Genomic DNA, 19033 nt, shown 5'->3' with positions numbered 1-19033 from the left:
GGGGGGAGGAGCCAAGACAACCGGAGCTTTCCGTGACCACCTCCATCGAACAAAAACAGCAGCAAGTCGAATCCCTGATGCGACTGGCGCCGGTGATCCCGGTGGTGATCATCGACGACGCCCGCCACGCCGTGCCGATGGCGCGCGCGCTGGTCGCCGGCGGCATCCCCACGATCGAGGTCACCCTGCGCACACCCGCGGCGCTGGACGCGATCCGCGCGATCGCCGCCGAGGTGGAAGGCGCGGTGGTCGGTTGCGGCACCGCGCTGACCGCGCGTGACCTGCAGGCCGCGCTGCAGGCCGGCGCCCGCTTCGCCGTGTCGCCGGGTACCTCGCCACGGCTGCTCGACGCGGCCGACGACAGCGAGCTGCCGCTGCTGCCCGGCGTGGCCACCGCCAGCGAGGCGATGGCCCTGCTCGAGCGCGGTTATCGCCACCTGAAGTTCTTCCCCGCGGTGCCCGCCGGTGGCACAAAGTTGCTCGGTGCCTGGGCCAGCCCGCTGCCGCAGATCCGCTTCTGCCCCACCGGCGGCATCAGCCTGGCCAGCGCGCCGGAGTTCCTGCGCCTGCCCAACGTGATCTGCGTCGGCGGCTCCTGGCTCACCCCGGCGGACAAGCTCGCCGCGGGCGACTGGCCCGGGATCGAGCAACTGGCCCGCGAGGCCGCCGCGCTGTCCTGAACGCTCGTCCCGGGCGCCGAACCGGTTAAGGTGGGCCGTACCCGGCGCGGCCCACGCGCACCTGTTCGACCAGGACTTCATCGCGTGAATCTCGGACCACTCGTTCTTTCCTCCGGCCTGCTGGCCTTGCTGTTCGGCGTGATCGCCGCGCTGGCCATGGCCGGCTTCCTGCATCGGCGTGGCTACGCCGACACCGGCAACCCGCTGTTCCTGATCCTCGGCCTTGGCCTGCTCGGCGCGCGACTGGCCTATGTGGCCGGCTGGTGGCCACAGTACGCGCAGCAACCGCTGAGCATCCTGAACATCCGCGATCACGGCTTCGATCCGCTCGCGGGCACGCTGGGCGTGATCGTGGCCGCGCTGCTGGTCGGCTGGCGCCGGCCATCGCTGCGGCGTCCGCTGGCCGCCAGTGTGGCCATCGGCATCGCGGCCACGGGCTTCGCCGGCCTGCTCGCCTACAAGCTCACCGCGCAGGCGCAGGCGCCGCTGCCCACGCTGCAGCTCGGCGATCTCGACGGGCGCGCGATGGATGTCGAAAGCCTGCGCGGCCAGCCCACGATGATCAACCTGTGGGCCACCTGGTGCGGTCCCTGCCGGCGCGAGATGCCGGTGCTGGCCGAGGCGCAACGCAGGATGCCGCAGGTGCGTTTCGTGTTTGCCGACCAGGGCGAGTCCGCGGCCACGGTGAGGCAGTTCCTGCAGGCACAGCAACTGACGCTGCAACACGTGCTGACCGACGAGAACCTGCAGCTGTCGAACTACTACAACGTGCGCGGCTATCCGACCACCTTGTTCATCGATGCCCGCGGCCGGCTGCGCGACACGCACATGGGCGAACTGTCGCGGGCGACCCTGGCCGATCGCCTGCAACGCATCGAGGCGGATATGCCGCCGTCCCCCGCAGGACGCTGATGGAACGGTCGCACGCACCGACGCCCGCCACGCTCGGCCGCATCGCGCTGGCCGGGCTGTTGTTCTTCATCCTGGTTGCCGTGGCGGTGCAACTGCTGCGCGGCGACCTGGACTGGCGGGATGCGCCGCTCAGCTTCTACCTGCTGGATGCGCACGGCCACTGGCTGCAGGCCGCCTACGTCGTGCTGGCCATCGCGCTGTGCGCGCTGGGCGCGGGTTATTACCGGGCGTTCGACGTGCGCCAGCGCAGCGCGGCGCCGTGGCTGCTGTTCACCACTGCCGGCCTCGGCCTGTGCGTGACGGCGCTGGCGCACAGCAACCTGCCAGGCCGTGCGCCCACGCTGGAAGGTTTCGTGCACGGCGTGGCGGCGCAGGCGGCCTTCCTGTGCGTCACCGTGGCGGCGCTGCTGCAGTCGTGGCGGCTGCGCGTCGATCCACGCTGGCGCCGGCGGTTCGCGCCGGCCTTCGGGCTGGCGCTGGCGGGCTTCGCCGCGATCTGGGTGGATGCGCTGTGGCATGGCATGCCGCGCGGGCTGGAGCAGCGGCTGGTGATCGCGCTGATCCTGGCGTGGCTGCTGCTGTCGGCCGGCTGGTTGTGCCGTGATCGGACGGCGGCCGCCCGCGAAATCCCGCTGTAACCCTCAGCCGGCCAACTCGCCTTCCAGTCGCGCCATCACCGCGTCGGTGACGCGGGCGCAGCGCCGGCCCATGAACGGGAAGGCTTCGCCCATGGTGGTGGCCAGCTGATCGTGCAATGCGGCGCGCAGCAGGCGCCGGGCGCGATGCAGCCGGGTCTTCACGGTCTCCGGCTTGATCGCCAGCAGGGTCGCGGTTTCCTCCACCGAACACTCTTCCACGTCGCGCATCATGTACACGGTGCGGAACGCCGGCGGCAGTGCGTCGATGGCGTGTTCGAGCAGGTGGCGGATCTGCGCGCGGGCGGCGGACACGGCCGGGTCCTCGCTGCCGAACTTCGACGGAAACTGGATGATCTGGTGGCTGTCGTCGGGCGCCGCGTCGACCTGCTCCAGGCCCACCATGGTGTGGCGCTTGCGCAGCCGGCCGCGCGCCTCGTTCAGCACGATGCTGGTCAGCCAGGTCAGCAGGGTCGAGTCGCCGCGGAACGAATCCAGCTTGTGATAGGCACGCATATACGATTCCTGCAGCACGTCTTCCGCTTCCGAGTCTTCGCCGAGCACGGCGCGCGCCACGCGGAACAGCCGCTGGTTGCAGCGCTGCATGATGTGGCGGAACGCCTCGCGATGGCCGGCGCGAACCTGCGCCACCAGCGCGTGGTCGTCCAGCGCGGCGTAATCAACGGGTGCGAGATGGGCATGGGCTGACATGGTTTTCTCCTTTTACACCGATCCGATGCGGCAGGGCGCTCCGGGGTTCCCGTTCAGCCGGCCAGCGCCGCCAGGATTTCCCGCCGCCGCGGCTCCCGGGCGAATTCGCCGAGCAGGCGCCGGGTCTGCATCGACACCCCGTGCGCGCGCACCCCGCGCGATGACAGGCAGGCGTGGCTGGCCTCGACGATCACCGCCACGCCCCGCGGCTGCAGCACCCGGGCCAGGGTATCGGCGATCTCCGCGGTCAGCCGCTCCTGGATCTGCAGACGGCGACCCAGCGCCTCGACCAGCCGCGCCAGCTTGGAAATGCCCACCACGCGCCGACTCGGCAGGTAGGCGATGTGCACCACGCCGGTGATCGCCGCCATGTGATGCTCGCAGGTCGACTGCAGCGGAATGTCACGCAGGATCACCACCTCGTCATAACCACCGACCTCGCCGAAGGTGCGGCTGAGCAGTTCGGCCGGATCCTGCCGGTAGCCGGCGAACCATTCCTCGTACGCCCGCACCACGCGGGCGGGCGTGGCCAGCAGGCCTTCGCGGGCGGGGTCGTCGCCGGCCCAGCGGATCAGCGTGCGGACGGCGGCCTCGGCCTCGGCGCGGGTGGGGCGCGGGCAATCCGCGATCGGCAACGGCGCAGCGGCGGCGGGCGTGGGGTTCTGATCCAGTTCGAGCATGCAGGCGTTATCGGTGGGATGACAGCTGATCCGATGCAGGCGCCCCGCGCGAGGTTCCCGCGGCGTCCGCCTCGCCGGCCGGAACCTGTGCCCCGCTGCTGCATCTCATGGGCACCGGCAGCAATGCCGGCCCCTTTCTTCACGGAGCATTCGTCATGACCAAGTCCTTGTTCGCCCTCGTCCTCACCCTCGGCCTGAGCAGTTTCGCCAGCGCATACGCCGCGCAGGCACCGGCCGCAGCACCCGCGATCAACGACGCGCAGATCGCCCACATCGCCTATACCGCCGGCGTGATCGACGTCACCGCGGCGAAGCAGGCGCTGCAGAAGTCGCACAACAAGGCGGTGCGCGCGTTCGCCGAGGAAATGGCCCGCGACCATGCCGCGGTCAACGACCAGGCGCTGGCGCTGGTGAAGAAACTGGGCGTGACCCCGCAGGACAACCCGACCAGCCAGTCGCTGGCCGGCAACGCCGCGGCCGAGCAGAAGAAGCTGGCCGCGCTCAGTGGCAGCGCCTACGACAAGGCCTATGCCGCCAACGAAGTGGCTTACCACAAGGCGGTCAACGCGGCCCTGCAGGACACCCTGATCCCGTCGGCGCAGAACGCGGAACTGAAGTCGCTGCTGGAAACCGGGCTGAAGCTTTTCCAGTCGCACCAGATGCATGCCGAGCATCTCGCGCAGAGCCTGAAGTAGGGAGAGCGCGATGCTGCGCATGACGACACTGCTGTGCGGCCTGTGGCTGCTGGCCGTCGCCTCGCTACCTGTCGCCACGGCCGCCGGTGCGCCGGCGTCCGCGGCGCATGCCCCGCGGGTGCACGTGATCATGATCGACAAGATGCAGTACGGCCCGGTGCCGACCGACGTACGCGCCGGCGACATCATCGAATGGACCAATCATGACATCCTCGAGCACAGCGTCACCGCGCGCGACGGCAGCGTCGATCTCGACCTGAAGGCGGGCGCCAGCGGACGCTTCACCGTCACCGCCGGCAGCCACACATACTTCTGCAAGTTCCACCCCACCATGACCGCCACCCTGCTGGTCAGGTAATGGCGGTCAGGTAATCCGGCGGCAAACTCGCTCCCCCTGAGGCTGCAGGCCCGCACTGGCCGCCTGCGGCGTCGCCGGTTTCCCGGCCATGACACGCGCCCACCCCGGCCCGTCGTGGCCGGATTCTTTTCGCGGCTCAGCCGCCCGGCGGAGTGCGGGTCAGCTCCACGCCATCGACCACCATCTTCCAGGCGCCCTGGTCCTGATGCGGCGGTACCGACACCACGAAGGTGGTCTTGATCGGGCCGACGCCGACCACGAAGTTGTCGCCTTCGAACCTCTGCAGCGGGCCATTGACCGAGGTGCTGCTTCCGTCCTGCATGCGCTTGTACTGGACGTTGCCGCCCGCGGTGATCAGCAAGGCCATCTTCTGCGCCCGCCAGTAGCCGGCGTAGGCCGCCTTCTCCGGCGGCAGCGGCTTGGCGCAGGCGGCCAGCAGCAGACAACACGACACGAGCACACCCATCCCTTTGTTGCGCATGTTTCCCCCATGCAGGGCATTCGCCCCGCGCTGCGTGATCAGGCCACTTCCCGCCAGTTGAAGTACTTTCGGTCAGCGATGCGCAGCAGGTCAAGGTCTTCGCTGGTATCGCCGTAGGCGTAGACGCGATCGAAGTCGTCACGGTTGTACTGTTCCAGCACCCGGCGCGGCTTCTCCGCACCCACGCACTGGCGACCACGATAACGGCCGCTGTAACGGCCGTCGACCCGCTCCAGCTCCGAACAGATCAGCGCCAGACCGTGCTGCTCGCACCAGTGCCGCAGGTAGACATCGAGCGCGCCGGACACCACCACGACCACGTCGCCCTGCGCCTTGTGCCAGGCGATGCGCTCCATCGCCTGTGCGCGCAGCACACCCGGCAGCACTTCGCGCGCAAACCGTTCCCCGGCCTGGTCCAGCCGCGCCAGCGGTTCGTCGCGAAAGCCGAAGCGCACCACCTGCGAGCGGATGACGTTGCTGGAGACCAGCCCCAGCTTGTAGCCGATCACCACCGGCGCCAGCAGCACCCTGCCGGCAGCCAGCCGCCGCGGGGTCACCGCGAAGTGCATGAAGTCGGAAAACATTTCGCGGCTGGTGATCGTTCCGTCGAAATCGAACAGGGCAAGATTCATCGGCAACCATTCCCTTGGCATGCGGCGCGCACGCATCGGCGTGCGGGAGGCCGGCTCATTTCACGTTGACCACCGGATCGACCGCGCTGCCGATGATGAAGGTGCACTTCGCATCATTCACCGCACACACTTCGGTCTGCATCTTGATGCGTTCCATCTCGACGAACTGGGCCGGGCTGAGGTTCATCGCCAGGCGATAGGCGTTGTCTGCCTCGGCGCGGCTCTGCTCGGCGGCCTTGCGCGATTGTTCGGCCAGGTCGCGCTTCTGCTCGGTCAGCACGCGCTGTTCCTGCTGCGCGGTTTCCACGCGCTGGTTGCGCACCGCGTCGGGCGGATTGGCCTTGCCCACGGTGATCTTGAGCAGGCGGATCGGCAGCTTGTTCTGGTTGAGGTATTCGGTCATCTCACGGCTGACTTCGCTGTCGATCTCGTCGATGGCGGTGGTCTGGATCGCCGTCTCGTTCATGCCATGCTTCTTCACCGCCGAACGCACCCGGTTGAAGAACTCCTGCTCCACGTTGTTCTTGTACCAGTCCTGACCGAAGTTCTTCACCAGCGCCACCGGATCGGTCACCTGCAGGCGGATGATCGCGTGGAAATCCAGCGGCACACCGTCACTCGACATCAGGTCGCCGAAGTTGCCGTCGTACTGCTGCGGGAACATGTTGACGTAGATGCGCTTCGTGGAGAACCACGTATAGGTCAGGCCGGTGGTCACCGGCTGGTCGCGCACGCCACCGTGACCGAACAGGACCGGCTTGTCGATCAGCACGGCCTGCTGGCCGGCATCCGGCGACACCACGGTGCAACCCGAGCACGCCAACAGCATCGATGCCGCGATCGCGGCGAAACCCGACTTCTTCATAAGCCCCTCGTATTCGATATTCCAGTCGGTGGCGCCGTGGTGCCGGAAGGCTCCCGCGCCAACCGGCGCTTCCCCGTCGTGATCATGCAATAAAACCATCGGAATGCGAGCGATTCCGCACAGAGCTATAGGAAAAGAGCGGCTCTCTGCCGGCCAAGCACCACCACTACCACTCCACGTCCACCGATTTTATTTCGCGATCGTTGTATGCAGTGACACTGGCCCGCCCATGATCGCCGCCCCAGTTCATGCTTGTGACGGAATACTTGTATGTGGGTCCTTCCTTGGCCTCAGCGAGCTGGATGGCCCTGGCACTCATTTCCCCATGCATGACGAAATGCATGATTGTTGCGAGACCTGCCACGAGCACCATACCCGTCGGGAATGCCGCTTTGGGTGGCGAACCTGACTGCCCTGCGACTACTCGAGCTTGAACTACCGAAGGTGCACGCAATTGCCGGTAGACCCAGAACAAAAGCACCATGACGACGATCATGAAGGCAAAGCCCAGCAACGTACTCACCGGATCAAGACGCCACCGTGCGAGCCACAAACCCGGCGGCTGCATGAGAGGGAGCAAGACCAGCAGTGTCCCCAGCGACGCAGACAGCATGAAAGCAGCGAGTCGGGTGATCAGCCGCACTGCACCGAGGTGTCCCCTCAACAGGAACACCCCGGCCACGATTGCGAAAATATTGAAACTTGAGGAGTAACTCATGCCGCGCGTGATGCAGTAGATCATGTACGCGACATCGAGCACCCCCGTGACAATCAGCACCCAACCCACACGCTTCAAGATCAAGCGATAGTTGTCCATGGCCATCAAGCCTCCGGTTACGGCGCCGACATGTGGTAGCCGATGCCGACTCACTCAATCTGACGTCCAGTCGCGGTCCGATTACCTCCCGACGGCACCACCCTTCACCGGCTTCACATACGTTTCGAACAACTCGTCGATGCGGCGGTATTCGTCGTGCCACGAATCGGCGTGGACGAAGCCGTGGCGCTCCATCGGATACAGCGAGATCCAGAAGTTCTTCTTGTGCAGTTCGATCAGGCGCTGGTACAGGCGGATCGAATCCTCGGCCAGCACGTTGTCGTCGATCAGGCCGTGCTGGATCAGCAGCGGATCGCGCAGATTGTCGGCGTACTCGATCGGCGAGCTGGTCTTGAACGCCTCCGGATCGAGCTGCGGGTCGTTGAGGATGTCCGAGGTGTACTCGTGGTTGTACAGCGTCCAGTCGCTGACCGGGCGCAGCGCCGCACCCGCCGCGAATTCGCCAGGCGCGCGCAGCAGGGCCATCTCGGTCATGAAGCCGCCGTAGCTGCCGCCGTAGATGCCCACGCGCTGCGGATCGACGTGGTGGTTCTGCACCAGCCAGGCCTTGCCGTCCAGCAGGTCTTCCAGTTCGGGATGGCCCATCTGGCGATAGATCGCGGTGCGCCACGCGCGGCCGTAGCCCTCGGAGGCGCGGTAGTCCATGTCCAGCACCACGTAGCCCTGCTGCACCAGCAGGTTGTGGAACATCTGCTCGCGGAAGTAGTTCGACCACGACAGCGTGACGTTCTGCAGGTAGCCCGCGCCATGCACGAAGATCACCGCCGGCTTCGAGGCGGCGCTCTCGTCGGCCGGACCGTAATACTTCGCGTAGATGTTGCCGGCGCCGTGGCTGGACTTCACCTCGACGATCTTCGGCGCGATCCAGGCGCGGGCGGTGAACGCCGGCTTCATGGTGTCGGTCAGCTCGCGCGGCGCGCCGCCCGCGGACGGCTGGACGGCCAATTGCGACAGCACGTAGGGCGAGGAATGCAGCACGGCCAGCCGGGTGCCGTCGGGCGACAGCGCGAAGTCGTCCATGCCCTGGTAATTCGTGACGCGCTCCAGTTGCCCGCCCGCGGAGGGCACGCGGTAGACGTCGTAGCTGTACGGCGCGACCTGGTTGGTGCGCACGTAGAACCAGCGGCCGTCCTCGCTCAGCTGCGGATGACTGGTTTCGAACGAGCCGCTGGTCAGCGCCCTGGGCTTGCCGTCCAGCGCCTTGGTGTAGAGATGCGAGTAGCCGTCCTGCTCGCTCAGGTACCACAGCGTGCGGCCATCCTTCAGCCAGCCGAAATCGTTGAAGTTCCAGTTGATCCAGGCGGGGTCGGTGAGCCGCTGCTGGTTCACCAGCGCGCGTTTCGCAAAATCGACGCTGGCGATCCAGCGGTCCTTGTTGTCGATCGCGCGCAACTGGATGGCGAGATTGCGGCCATCGTCGCTCCACACGATGCCGCCGCCACCGCCGTCGTCGGCGCTGGAGATGATGCCCACGGCCCGCACGGCGGGCGCCCTCAGCGCCTTGGCCTGGTCGTCCTTGCCGGCCTTCTGCAACGCGGCGATGGCCTTTGCGCGCAAGTCTTTCAGGGGATCGTCCTTGATGCCCGGCAACGTGTCGCTGGCCAGCGGCCACGAGCGGTGACTGGCCAGGTCGAGCAGCAGCAGCGACTGCGGCGCCGGATCGTTGCGACCCACGTAGACGCGGGTTTCCTGCTGTTCGGCATAGCCGGAGTCGGTGACGTAGTGGGTGAGTTCGGGCGCCTTGCCCGCCTCGTGGTCTTTCGGCATGGTGACCAGCAGCAGCCAGCGGCCATCCGGCGACAGCTCGCTGTCGACCAGGCTGACCTGGTCGCCGAGGAAGAACGGCGCCGGCACCCGGCCCGGATCGGCGGCGGCCAGCGTCTTCTCCTGTTCATGGCGGGCCTGCCGTTCGTTCCTGATGTCGCGCAAGGTCTTGAACAATTCCAGCTGGCGCGCGCCCAGCGCATCGGGCTGCTTTGCCTGCGGATCGTCGACGAACTTCAGCACCGCCGCGGGCGCGGTGACGCCGCTGGCCAGGTCGTGGCTGTACCAGTCGTTGCCGTCGCGGAACTGCAGCGCGCGGCCATCGGCCGAGAAGCGCGGCGCGGATTCATCCTGCGGCGTGCGGGTGACCTGGCTGCGCCGGCCACTGGCCAGGTCGACCATGAAGACGTCGCCATGCAGGACGAACGCCGCGTGCCGGTGCTCGCGATCGAACACCGCCGGGCCGTCCGCCTGCGCCAGTGCCGCCGGGTCCAGCTTCACGCCCGGGCCACCCGCCGGATCGACTCGGTACAGATCGCGCAGCTGGCTGCCGTCGCGCTTCAGCGAGTAGTAGACATGCCGCCCATCCACGCTCCAGTACGGCGACTCCACCGCCTGGCCGATCCAGTCGGGGTTGGCCATGATGGTTTCGAGGTCGAGCGGCGTCGACGCCGGTGCGGCGGCCACTGCCAGCGGCGCGACGGTCAAGGCAACGAGAGCGGCAAGCAGCAGTCGACGCATGGATTCCTCCCGGACAAAAAGCCAGCATAGCCGAGCCGACACGCCGAAGCCGGAGCACCGTGCCAAAGGTCAGGGATCGCCGGCCCGCCGCGGACCGCTCCTCTTCGGTCGACGGTGCGGTACTGGTACAAAGCTCGCCGTCCGCCGATGATGTTCCTCGGCGGACGCTCGGGGCGGCGCCCACAGGGAGGCAAGACATGAGACATTTCCTGATTGGCGCGGCCTTGCTGCTGGCCTGCGCCCAAGCGGTGCACGCCGACGAGGTGCGCGAGGCTTATTTCGCGATCGGCGCCGACGTGGATGCCGGCGGGCACGTCACGGCCACCGAACCGGAGGCCGACGTTCCGGCGCCCCTGGCAAAGATCCTGGAGGCCGCCGTGAGGCAATGGCAATTCGTGCCGGCCACGGTGAATGGTCAGGCGGTGGCGGCGCACACCTTCGTGAAGCTCAAGTTGCGGGTGACTCCCGATACCCGCGGCGGCCATGACGTCCGGATCATCTTCCAAGGCAACGGACCGCGACTGGCCAAACATAAATTGCTGCCGAAGTACCCGGTGAAAGCCGTGAGCATGGGCCGGGCCGGCTTTGTCTACCTGGACGCCACCGTGCAGCCGGACGGCCATCTCAGTGACATGAAAGTCAGCAACCGGTTCGAGGAGTGGCCGGCAGACAAGGTCTTCTACGCCGCGGTGCTGGCCGCGGCTAGGCACTGGAACGCCGACCCCGAACAGGTCGAGGGCAAGCCGGTGGCCACGCGCCTGCGCATTCCGGTGAACTTCACGCTCACCCCACCCAACTTCACCGCCCGCCAGCTCGCAATCCTGCGGGCGGACCAGCAGAAGGAAGCCGCCGAGGATGCACGGGCAGGCATCCCGCTGCCATCGGAGCAGGAGGTGGCGCTGGACAGTCCGCTCCAACCCAGCCGCGTGGCTACGATCATCGCCGGCCCATGAGCCTGCGCGCGATCGGTACGATGCCAGCACGCAGATTGCGGGCGGCAACACCGCAAGGGCAGGAACATCCATGACGAAAGGCCTTTTCCTCTGCGCTACCCTGCTGCTGTTGTGGGCGTTGCCAGCGCGCGCAGCCGACACGCGCACACAGGTATTCGTCATTGGCGCGGATGTGAACGCGCAAGGCGAGGTAACGCAAACCCAGCCGGAAGCCGAAACCGCCAAACCCCTCGCTGCCGCGCTCGACCTGGCACTGAAGCAGTGGCGGTTCGAGCCGGCGCGTCAGGACGGAAAGGCCGTACCCGCACACACCTTCATTGAGGCGAGACTGGACGCGATCCCCGAAGACAGCGGCAACTACACGCTGCGCATCAGCTACGTGCGCCACGGACCGACATGGGATCGACGGCTGCAGCCGAGCTATCCCGCCGCCGCCATCGGGCTGGGCGTAACCGGCCTCGTCGCGATGGCCGGCACGGTTCGGCCAGACGGCAAGATCAGCCTGACCGATGCGCGCAGCGTCGTCAGCGGCGGACGCGGCCGTCCTTCGTTGTTGAAGGTGGCCGCCACCGACTGGTTCCAGCGACATGCCGTCAGCCCGGAAACCGTCGATGGCCACCCGGCGGCGGCCCGGATACGGGCGTACATCGAATTCCGCCTCGATGATCGCAACCAGGCGAAGCGCGCCAGCCCACCACCCCACAGCGAAAAGGAAAGGGCGGCGCTGCTGCAGGTCGGCTTCAGGGACACCGGCGACAATACCCGGATGGAAACACCGGAAATTTCCAGCGTGCTGCAGGTACGCTCGATCGATCCGGTAACCATGCAACCCTGATCACGAGAAAACTCCCCATGACTCTGCCCGCCGTCGAACACGAAACCGCCACCCATCCCACCCACAGCATCATCTGGCTGCACGGGCTGGGCGCGGACGGCCATGACTTCGCGCCGATCGTGCCGGAGCTGGTCGATCCGGCATGGCCGGCGCTGCGCTTCGTGTTTCCCCATGCGCCGGTGCGGCCGGTGACGATCAACAACGGCATGTCGATGCGGGCCTGGTACGACATCACCGGCTTCGACCTCACCTCGCGCCAGGACGAGGCCGGCATCCGCGCCTCGGTCGCCGAAACCGAGGCACTGATCGCCCGCGAGCACGAGCGCGGCGTGCCTGCCGAGCGGATCATCCTGGCCGGCTTTTCGCAGGGCGGTGCGATCGCGCTTTCGGCGGGCGTCCGCCATGCGCAGAAACTGGCCGGCATCGTGGCGCTGTCCACCTACCTGCCGATTTCCGCCACGGTGGCCAGCGAGCGCCACGCGGCGAACGCCGCCACGCCGATCTTCTGGGGCCACGGCACCGCTGATCCGGTGGTCGTACTGCAGCGGGGCAGCGACTCGCGCAACGCGCTGCAGGCGTTGGGCTACACGGTGGACTGGCACACCTATCCGATGGCCCACGCGGTCTGCGCCGAGGAGATCGGCGACCTGCGTCACTGGCTCGGCCAGCGGCTGGCCTAAGCCGGCGTTGGCTGCGGCATACTTGCCGCATGCGCGAATCCACGCCCAGCCGCAAGCCTCGCGGCCCCGCCGAACAAAGCCCGCTGCCGGACTTCTGCCGGCTGCCGGCGCTGTTCGCGATGTTCGTGGTCGGCGCGCTGACGGTGACCGTGATGTGGCTGGCCGGCGACGACCCGCGCGTCTGGTCGGCGTACAGCGTCAGCATGCTGTTCGTGACCTGGCTGGTGCTGGTGGTCGGCGTGCTGCTGTGCAAGTTGCGACCGGCGCTGCAACGCCTGCCCGGCCACCTGCCGTATGTCGGCGTGTGGTTGCTGATCATGCTGATCGTGCTGCTGGCCAGCCTGGTCGCGCACTGGTTCGACGGCGCCCTGCAGATGCGCCTGATCAAGAGCAGCACGCTGGCCTATACCCGCGACAACCTGGTGATCGCGGCCCTGCTCGGCGCCGCGATGCTGCGTTACTTCTACGTGCTGGCGCAGTGGCAGGCGCGGCTGGCCGCGGTGACGCGGGCCCAGGTGGAGGCTTTGCAGGCGCGCATCCGCCCGCACTTCCTGTTCAACAGCATGAATACCGTGGCCGCCCTGATCCGGGTCGATCCGGCCGCCGCCGAACGCACGGTGGAAGATCTGTCCGAACTGTTCCGCGCCGCGCTGGGCCAGCACGACAGCGCCGACGGCACGCTGGGCGAGGAGCTGGCCCTGGTCGAGCGTTACCTCGCGATCGAACAGCTGCGGCTCGGCCCACGGCTGCGGGTGACCCGCGAACTCGATGACCTGCCGGCCGACTTTCCGCTGCCGCGGCTGCTGCTGCAGCCGCTGGTGGAGAACGCCGTGCGCCACGGCATCCAGCCGCTGCGCGAAGGTGGCGAGGTGATCCTGCGCGGACAGCGCGAAGGCCGCGGCGTGCGCATCGAGATCATCAATCCGTTGCCGGCCACGCCCGCGGTCGGCGGCAACGGCCACGGCCTGGACAATGTGCGGCGCCGCGTGGGCTGGCGCTACGGGCCGCAGGCCCGCGTGGTGGCGGAGCCCCGTGGCGATCGCTTCGTGGTACTGCTGCAACTTCCCGGAGGCCCGGCATGACCCGCGTGCTGATCGTCGACGACGAACCGCTGGCGCGGGCGCGCCTGGCCGCCCTGCTGGGCGAATGCGGCGGCGTCGAGATCGTCGGCAACGTGGCCGATGGCGAGGCGGCGCTGGTCGCCATCGGCGAACTGCAGCCGGACGTGCTGTTGCTGGACATCAACATGCCCGGCATCGACGGCGTGGGCGTGGCGCAACGCCTGGCCGGCCGCAGCCGGCCCCAGGTGATCTTCTGCACCGCCTACGAAGCGCACGCGCTGAAGGCCTTCGACCTGGGCGCCGCGGACTACCTGCTGAAACCGGTGCGGCTGGAGCGCCTGCGCGAAGCGCTGCAGCGCGCGCAGCGACGCTTGGCCGATGCGCCCCGCGAAGCCGTCGCCTGGCTGCACGGTCGCCACGGCAGCGAACAGGTGCGCATCGCGCTGGACGAAGTGACCTGCCTGCTGGCCGACGAGAAATACGTGGTGGTCCATCATCGCCGCGGCGAACTGCTGATCGAGGAATCGCTGCGCCAGCTGGAAGAGGCCTACCCCGAGCAACTGGTGCGGCTGCATCGCAACTGCCTGGTGCCGCCGGCGCGGCTGCTGGGCCTGAAGACCCTCGCCGACGGCCGCGTGCTGGCCCGGCTGGATGGCACCGAACTGGCGCCGGAAATCAGCCGGCGCAACCTGCCCGCGGTACGCAAGCTGCTGCGGCCGCTGTAGACACACGACAACGCGTTCCCGCCGGAACGCGCCAACGCAAGGAGTCGCGCATGTGGGTGTTGGGGCGGTTGGCCTTTACCTTCTTCCTGGTATTCAGCACCGGCTGGGCGGTCTTTCCCGGCGGCTTCGGCACTCTGCATTTCCGCGAGTCACACCCCGGGCTGGCGGGCCAGCTGGCCCGCCTGTGCTGGTGGTTCGTGCTGCTGGTGCATCCGCTGGCGCTGTACCGGGTGTGGAGCGGTGACGTCGTCGGCTACTGGCTTGCCGCGCTCGTGGCGATGCACGTGTTGTTCTTTTTGATCTTCGTGCGCGACGTCGGCACGCGGTGACGGTCGTGCTGCTGCGCGGCCCCGGGTCGCCACGCTTCGTGCACGGCGCTCGTGCTGGAATGATCGGCATGTCCACGCTCCGGGGAACATCGCGATGAACCATGCCTTCAAGGTCGGCGACCACGTCCGCTGGAATTCCGAAGCCGGCCACGTCAGCGGAAAGATCATCAAGGTGCACACGCGCGACACGGATTACAAAGGCCACATGCGCCGTTGCAGCGAAGCCGATCCGCAGTACGAGATCAAGAGCGACAAGACCGACCACATCGCGATGCATAAAGGCGCGGCGCTACACAGGATCGACTGAGCGATGCCCGCCGTTCCCGCCACGATCTGGTCCATCGGGCACTCCACCCGCACGCTGGAGGAGTTCCTCGGCCTGCTCGACGAATACCGGATCGAGGCGATCGCCGACGTGCGCCGCTTCCCCGGTTCGCGCCGCCATCCGCACTTCGCCAGCGAGGCGCTGGCCCGGTCGCTGCCCGCGCACGGCATCGCCTACCAGTGGATTCCCAGACTCGGCGGCCGCCGCAAGGTGCAGCCGGGCTCGCCGAACACGGCGTGGCGCAACGCCTCGTTCCAGGGCTACGCCGACTACACCGCCAGCGAGGAATTCGCCGACGGCCTGGCCGAACTGCTGCAACTGGCCGCCGGCAAGCGCACCGCCATGATGTGCGCCGAGGTGGTCTGGTGGCGCTGCCACCGCTCGATCGTGTCGGACGTGCTGAAACTGCGCGGCATCGAGGTCATCCACATCATCGACGCCAGCCACGCCACCGAACATCCGTACACGTCGCCCGCCCACATCGTCGACGGCCGGCTCAGCTACGCGCCCGCGCAGGGCGAACTGCTGTAGCGGTCCCGCGTCAGCGCAGCGGCTCTTCCGCCGTGTCGCCGCTGCACTTGATCGGCGCGCCCGTATTGCCGATCGCCTGGGTGAAGCTGGACCCCTTGCGATTGATCACGACGCCGTCCGCGCACTGCTGATCCGGCCCCAGCCGGTAGCTGGCCTTGATCCGCTGCGCTTCCTGCCGCTGCCGTTCCTCGCGCTGCAACTGTTCGGCGTGGTATTGCGCGGCATCCTCGCTGACCTGCCGATAGGTATTGGCCAGGTCCTCGCGCTGGCGCTGCAGGGTGGCCGCCAGCTGGGCGCTGCGCTGCTGCGCCTGCGCCCTGGCCTGCTGCGCCTCCAGCTCGGCATTGCGGGCGACGTCCATGGTCAGCTCGTCGGCGTGGCGCGCGGCCAGATACAGCGAGACCCCATGCCACGCCAGCGCAGCAGCGACGACCGCCGCCACCGCACCTCCCACCTTCCAAGACAACGGCACGGCCATCACGTCCAACCCCCAGCAAGACAGTCGAAAACCCCGGACGATCCCGCGTGCGCCAGCGCCTTCGCGGATCGGTCGGGCGAGTCTAACAGGGAGTTTCCGGCCGTCTTGCCGCCGTGCGTCACAAGTCGTCCAGGCGGGATCGGGGTAAGCATCGCCGGGCCCGGCGTGGTCTTCCAGGGAGTGCAAGTACGTATCGGCTCATGCCGATCGACAGCACCGTTGCCGACAGTTGGTCCACGTACGCCTTGCTCCCTCCCCTGCATGCAGGGGAGGGCCGGGGAGGGGTTCGCTCTTGATCTTTGCTTCAGAACGGCGACAACTTGCTGCCGATGCGGCGTTCAGAGCAAAAGCTTTCGTCCTCCTGACGGAGGGCGAGTCCCTTTCTCTTGAGTGGCCAAGAGAAAGGAACCAAAGAGAAGGCCACCCCGCTTCCGCGCCTCGCAGGCATCGGGCAACCGCTCCTGCGTTGCATCAACTCCGGCATCCATGCCCTCGCCATGGCGCACACTCGGTGCGCAACCGCGTTGCGGTTGCGAAAGGCGTAGAGCCAAGAACAAGAAACTCCCTCTGCGAGCGGGACTTTCAATACCGCGAATATCTCAGTTCGGCCAAGAGCGGACACCGAGCACTGTAGCTGCGTTAAAGCGGCGCGGCATGCATTGCAGAATGTAGCGGAACGCAATTTAGGTAGAATCTGAAGATGTTGCTGGCTGTAACTGCACGCGGAACCGGCATATTTTGATGTCAAACGGAGAGGACAAAATGCCATCGGTTTCCGGGAAGCGTGTTGACAGGCGGGAGCGACTGCTTTTCTGGTTGCCTTTCGCGGCCTTCATGCTGGTAGCTCTGCAGTTCTTCGCCATTGCTCCAGCCAGCTCGTTTTTTGGAGGATTTTTTTATCTTCTGTTCGGCTGGTGGGTTCTTCCGACGGCTGTCAACGTTCTCCTCGCTACCTGGGTCGCACTGATTTTTCGCATCCACTGGGCGCTGCGGATTCTTCTTGGCGTGTCCGTCTCATTCCTGCTCGGCGTCAACACCGCGCTGCCAAATCTTCTTCACTTGAATGACCTTCCGCCTCCGGGCGCAGTGGTCATTCGGCCGCTTCCAGTTACCCACTCGCTTGCTGTTGATACCCGTATGGTCGTTGTGGATTCGGATATTCCACACGACCTACTGCTGGTGCCGCCCGGCATTGATTTGGGCGGCGACGAAGGATGCGGGTGCATGTATTGGAAGGCCAGCGCAACGACGTATCCTTATCGAATTCAGGGGCTCATCGATAAACGTGGCCTTTCGGTTGTACCGCGTCAGTACCAGTTCTCCGACCAGCTGCCGGATGTGGCGCCATACAACAAGATCGTGCATTTCATCGTCCGCTTCTCACCCTCCCGGGCAGGGCGAGATGACTTTGTTGATATGGCTTTCGACGTCTATCAGGGCCATGACAAGGTAGCCACGTATCGGCAGCGTCAGCTGCCTGTCGAGGAAAGAGGGGCGATAGGCAGTCGCCAGGATCTGCTCAACGAGCACTTTGCCGCCAATGTCTGGAGCACCCTGATGCATCAGGGCTTCTGGACAACGCTCCTGCATGATCGTTTGCAACGTGATGATTACGTCGCGCCGTTCGAATCCTTTCTGCAGCAAGCATTGCCTCCTGCGACGCAGGGTGCTTCACCTGCAGGCGAGGTCACGGCGGAAATGCCTGCTGCAGTCTTGCCGATGAAGATCGACCAGCCGCCACCAGACCCTCATGCCACGGTCAGAACGCTCAAGATCACCACAGAGAAGGACTCGGCAGTGGATTGGGTCACCGTGTCCGCCATTCCAGAAGCTACGGAACCAGCGTGCTCCTCCCGGGCGCGTGTGGCAGCGGATGCCGACGGCACGACCGATACAGCGCTGAAGGAGCAGCATCTGGCTGCCGACAGGGAGAGTGATGGAAGCTTCGAGGCGCGCATCGCCACGGACGCGGATTTCAAGCGGATAAAGGGCTGTCAGTACCGCCTGCGCGTGACGGTCAAGTTCTATAGCAAGGGCGCCGTCGTAGGTGACGCCGTGGTCGATCAGGATCTTTTTCGTGGTAGCGGGGTTTTCGAAGGCACCTGTATCTCAGCGCGAGTGGGTTACCCCAACGTAAAACTTCCTATGCTTGCTACCTGCTCGTCCAAAAGAACTAACCCGGCCGATGAGCTGAAAACTCAGCGGGTAATCAGGTCGTTCGCTGCGAATCATGTGTTCAACATGCGAGTCGAATTAGAACCATGAAGGGTCGTGTTGGATCGAATGTCTGCTTTGGGTCGAAAGCGGATAGTCATAAGGCTGATTGGACGCGGAGCATTCCAGCGTCGGTCGATATGTTTAGCTCATCGGGGCCGCTCTATCAGCAGGCCCTTTGACCGCGCGAACTCAAGGACCTTGCCTACGCTAGCCTGTTTGTATTTGAAGTCTCCAGGCCTAGATCTCCACTTGAGACTTGAGCGTCCCATTAAAGAGAAGGTTAGCTCGTGACGACGAGCACCGAAGACCATGCGCAGACCAAACAGCGTTGCGACAAAGAGCGCTCCGACCGGAACACGGCCGTCAGGCCCCAAAGCCTCCCAATTCGTAGCTATGACGTAGAGCGAAAGCGGAGCCGCAAGGCTGAGAAGCACTCCCGCAACGATAACGTACACGGGCCGACTGTTCTTATAGGCAATGCCCGAGCACTGTTCGATGGGAATCTGGACTACCTCTCCGCCTGACATGGAGCCGAACTTACTTTTTAGAAAATCAATTCGCCTTGAGGTCAGCCCGGCAACCTGATTGAGCTGCCGCCGATACTCGTCAGGAAACAGTAGCGTTGCAACAAATTCTTCTTGCTCCACTCCACGTCCCCTTTTCTTAATGCGGCCTCCCCCGAGGCCGCATTAAGTATATCCATTATGGGCGAACGTTTGTCCGCTATGGGTCGACAGCTGGCTTCCGAAGCCTGATCCCGCATCGCCTCATTTTCGAAGAACGACGAAGCGCTTGTTCGTAGCTCCGGCTTTGCACTGCGGCTTTGGCTCTGCCCCGGCTCCTCTGAAAAGTGCGGGCCACGATGGCCCGCTGCTTTACCCGGGGCCCCTCTGCAGCGGCGGGCGGG

At 66.1% G+C, this 19033-nt stretch carries 23 protein-coding genes; 14 read left to right on the top strand and 9 right to left on the bottom strand.

Going from position 1 to position 19033, the window contains the following annotated elements; all coding sequences use genetic code 11:
* Nucleotides 1-77 precede the first annotated feature (77 nt).
* The 3 genes from eda to ASD82_RS01025 all read left to right on the top strand — a co-directional run bounded on the left by eda (nt 78) and on the right by ASD82_RS01025 (nt 2230).
* On the top strand, nt 78-680 hold the full coding sequence (gene eda, locus ASD82_RS01035) for a bifunctional 4-hydroxy-2-oxoglutarate aldolase/2-dehydro-3-deoxy-phosphogluconate aldolase (protein WP_056714141.1): 603 nt from the start codon (nt 78-80) through the stop codon (nt 678-680).
* A gap of 84 nt (nt 681-764) precedes the next feature.
* Nucleotides 765-1592 carry a TlpA disulfide reductase family protein gene (locus ASD82_RS01030; RefSeq protein WP_056714133.1) on the top strand — a complete coding sequence of 276 codons (828 nt, stop codon included), beginning with the start codon at nt 765-767 and terminating at the stop codon, nt 1590-1592.
* Nucleotides 1592-2230 carry a DUF998 domain-containing protein gene (locus ASD82_RS01025; RefSeq protein ID WP_056714129.1) on the top strand — a complete coding sequence of 213 codons (639 nt, stop codon included), beginning with the start codon at nt 1592-1594 and terminating at the stop codon, nt 2228-2230. The genes ASD82_RS01030 and ASD82_RS01025 overlap by 1 nt, the downstream gene beginning before the upstream one ends.
* A 3-nt stretch (nt 2231-2233) precedes the next feature.
* Here ASD82_RS01025 and ASD82_RS01020 read toward each other — a convergent pair whose 3' ends face one another.
* A complete protein-coding gene (locus ASD82_RS01020) occupies nt 2234-2938 on the bottom strand; it encodes an RNA polymerase sigma factor (protein ID WP_056714126.1) in 705 nt (234 codons plus the stop codon).
* A gap of 53 nt (nt 2939-2991) precedes the next feature.
* Nucleotides 2992-3618 (bottom strand): GTP cyclohydrolase I FolE, encoded by a 627-nt coding sequence (gene folE / locus ASD82_RS01015; RefSeq protein WP_056714124.1) that lies wholly within the window; start codon nt 3616-3618, stop codon nt 2992-2994.
* 155 nt (nt 3619-3773) lie between these two features.
* On the opposite strand from folE, the gene ASD82_RS01010 reads away from it, so the two are divergent.
* Together ASD82_RS01010 and ASD82_RS01005 are read left to right on the top strand one after the other, a co-directional pair.
* Nucleotides 3774-4313, top strand: a complete 540-nt coding sequence (locus tag ASD82_RS01010) for a DUF4142 domain-containing protein (protein ID WP_056714121.1) — start codon at nt 3774-3776, stop codon at nt 4311-4313.
* A gap of 19 nt (nt 4314-4332) precedes the next feature.
* Nucleotides 4333-4671 carry a cupredoxin domain-containing protein gene (locus ASD82_RS01005; RefSeq protein ID WP_235580598.1) on the top strand — a complete coding sequence of 113 codons (339 nt, stop codon included), beginning with the start codon at nt 4333-4335 and terminating at the stop codon, nt 4669-4671.
* A gap of 136 nt (nt 4672-4807) precedes the next feature.
* On the opposite strand, the gene ASD82_RS01000 is transcribed toward ASD82_RS01005, so the two are convergent.
* The 5 genes from ASD82_RS01000 to ASD82_RS00980 all read right to left on the bottom strand — a co-directional run bounded on the left by ASD82_RS01000 (nt 4808) and on the right by ASD82_RS00980 (nt 9992).
* Nucleotides 4808-5152 (bottom strand): hypothetical protein, encoded by a 345-nt coding sequence (locus tag ASD82_RS01000; RefSeq protein ID WP_056714113.1) that lies wholly within the window; start codon nt 5150-5152, stop codon nt 4808-4810.
* A 38-nt stretch (nt 5153-5190) separates the two neighbouring features.
* Nucleotides 5191-5784, bottom strand: coding sequence for an HAD family hydrolase (locus ASD82_RS00995; protein ID WP_056714108.1), 594 nt, complete (start codon nt 5782-5784; stop codon nt 5191-5193).
* A gap of 55 nt (nt 5785-5839) precedes the next feature.
* A complete protein-coding gene (locus tag ASD82_RS00990) occupies nt 5840-6748 on the bottom strand; it encodes an SPFH domain-containing protein (protein ID WP_235580597.1) in 909 nt (302 codons plus the stop codon).
* Nucleotides 6749-6815: 67 nt separating this feature from the next.
* Nucleotides 6816-7466, bottom strand: coding sequence for a hypothetical protein (locus tag ASD82_RS00985; RefSeq protein WP_157599146.1), 651 nt, complete (start codon nt 7464-7466; stop codon nt 6816-6818).
* 81 nt (nt 7467-7547) lie between these two features.
* A complete protein-coding gene (locus ASD82_RS00980) occupies nt 7548-9992 on the bottom strand; it encodes a prolyl oligopeptidase family serine peptidase (RefSeq protein ID WP_056714102.1) in 2445 nt (814 codons plus the stop codon).
* 197 nt (nt 9993-10189) lie between these two features.
* Between ASD82_RS00980 and ASD82_RS00975 the strand changes: the two genes are divergently transcribed.
* The 8 genes from ASD82_RS00975 to ASD82_RS00940 all read left to right on the top strand — a co-directional run bounded on the left by ASD82_RS00975 (nt 10190) and on the right by ASD82_RS00940 (nt 15431).
* Nucleotides 10190-10945 carry a TonB family protein gene (locus tag ASD82_RS00975; protein ID WP_056714099.1) on the top strand — a complete coding sequence of 252 codons (756 nt, stop codon included), beginning with the start codon at nt 10190-10192 and terminating at the stop codon, nt 10943-10945.
* Between the two features lie 70 nt (nt 10946-11015).
* Nucleotides 11016-11780 carry an energy transducer TonB gene (locus ASD82_RS00970; RefSeq protein WP_056714097.1) on the top strand — a complete coding sequence of 255 codons (765 nt, stop codon included), beginning with the start codon at nt 11016-11018 and terminating at the stop codon, nt 11778-11780.
* A gap of 17 nt (nt 11781-11797) precedes the next feature.
* The gene (locus ASD82_RS00965) at nt 11798-12460 is read left to right on the top strand and encodes a dienelactone hydrolase family protein (protein ID WP_056714094.1); all 663 of its coding nucleotides are present in this window, start codon (nt 11798-11800) and stop codon (nt 12458-12460) included.
* A gap of 29 nt (nt 12461-12489) precedes the next feature.
* Nucleotides 12490-13542 carry a histidine kinase gene (locus ASD82_RS00960; RefSeq protein WP_056714091.1) on the top strand — a complete coding sequence of 351 codons (1053 nt, stop codon included), beginning with the start codon at nt 12490-12492 and terminating at the stop codon, nt 13540-13542.
* Nucleotides 13539-14246 (top strand): LytTR family DNA-binding domain-containing protein, encoded by a 708-nt coding sequence (locus tag ASD82_RS00955; RefSeq protein WP_056714089.1) that lies wholly within the window; start codon nt 13539-13541, stop codon nt 14244-14246. The genes ASD82_RS00960 and ASD82_RS00955 overlap by 4 nt, the downstream gene beginning before the upstream one ends.
* A 50-nt stretch (nt 14247-14296) precedes the next feature.
* Nucleotides 14297-14575 carry a hypothetical protein gene (locus ASD82_RS00950; protein WP_056714085.1) on the top strand — a complete coding sequence of 93 codons (279 nt, stop codon included), beginning with the start codon at nt 14297-14299 and terminating at the stop codon, nt 14573-14575.
* 94 nt (nt 14576-14669) lie between these two features.
* Nucleotides 14670-14882 (top strand): DUF2945 domain-containing protein, encoded by a 213-nt coding sequence (locus ASD82_RS00945; RefSeq protein WP_056714083.1) that lies wholly within the window; start codon nt 14670-14672, stop codon nt 14880-14882.
* A 3-nt stretch (nt 14883-14885) separates the two neighbouring features.
* Nucleotides 14886-15431: a DUF488 domain-containing protein gene (locus ASD82_RS00940; protein ID WP_056714080.1), complete on the top strand. Its 546-nt coding sequence runs from the start codon at nt 14886-14888 to the stop codon at nt 15429-15431.
* 10 nt (nt 15432-15441) lie between these two features.
* Here ASD82_RS00940 and ASD82_RS00935 read toward each other — a convergent pair whose 3' ends face one another.
* Nucleotides 15442-15909: a hypothetical protein gene (locus tag ASD82_RS00935; protein ID WP_056714136.1), complete on the bottom strand. Its 468-nt coding sequence runs from the start codon at nt 15907-15909 to the stop codon at nt 15442-15444.
* 762 nt (nt 15910-16671) lie between these two features.
* Between ASD82_RS00935 and ASD82_RS00930 the strand changes: the two genes are divergently transcribed.
* Nucleotides 16672-18174, top strand: a complete 1503-nt coding sequence (locus tag ASD82_RS00930) for a hypothetical protein (RefSeq protein ID WP_056714077.1) — start codon at nt 16672-16674, stop codon at nt 18172-18174.
* A 98-nt stretch (nt 18175-18272) separates the two neighbouring features.
* Here the strand turns inward: ASD82_RS00930 and ASD82_RS17555 are convergent, their stop codons facing one another.
* The gene (locus tag ASD82_RS17555; RefSeq protein WP_157599144.1) at nt 18273-18773 is read right to left on the bottom strand and encodes a hypothetical protein; all 501 of its coding nucleotides are present in this window, start codon (nt 18771-18773) and stop codon (nt 18273-18275) included.
* Between the last annotated feature and the right edge of the window lie 260 nt (nt 18774-19033).

This window comes from Rhodanobacter sp. Root179 (assembly GCF_001428465.1).
Taxonomy (GTDB): domain Bacteria; phylum Pseudomonadota; class Gammaproteobacteria; order Xanthomonadales; family Rhodanobacteraceae; genus Rhodanobacter.
Note: the sequence above shows the minus strand (reverse complement) of the source record. Positions and strands in the feature narration are given on the sequence as shown.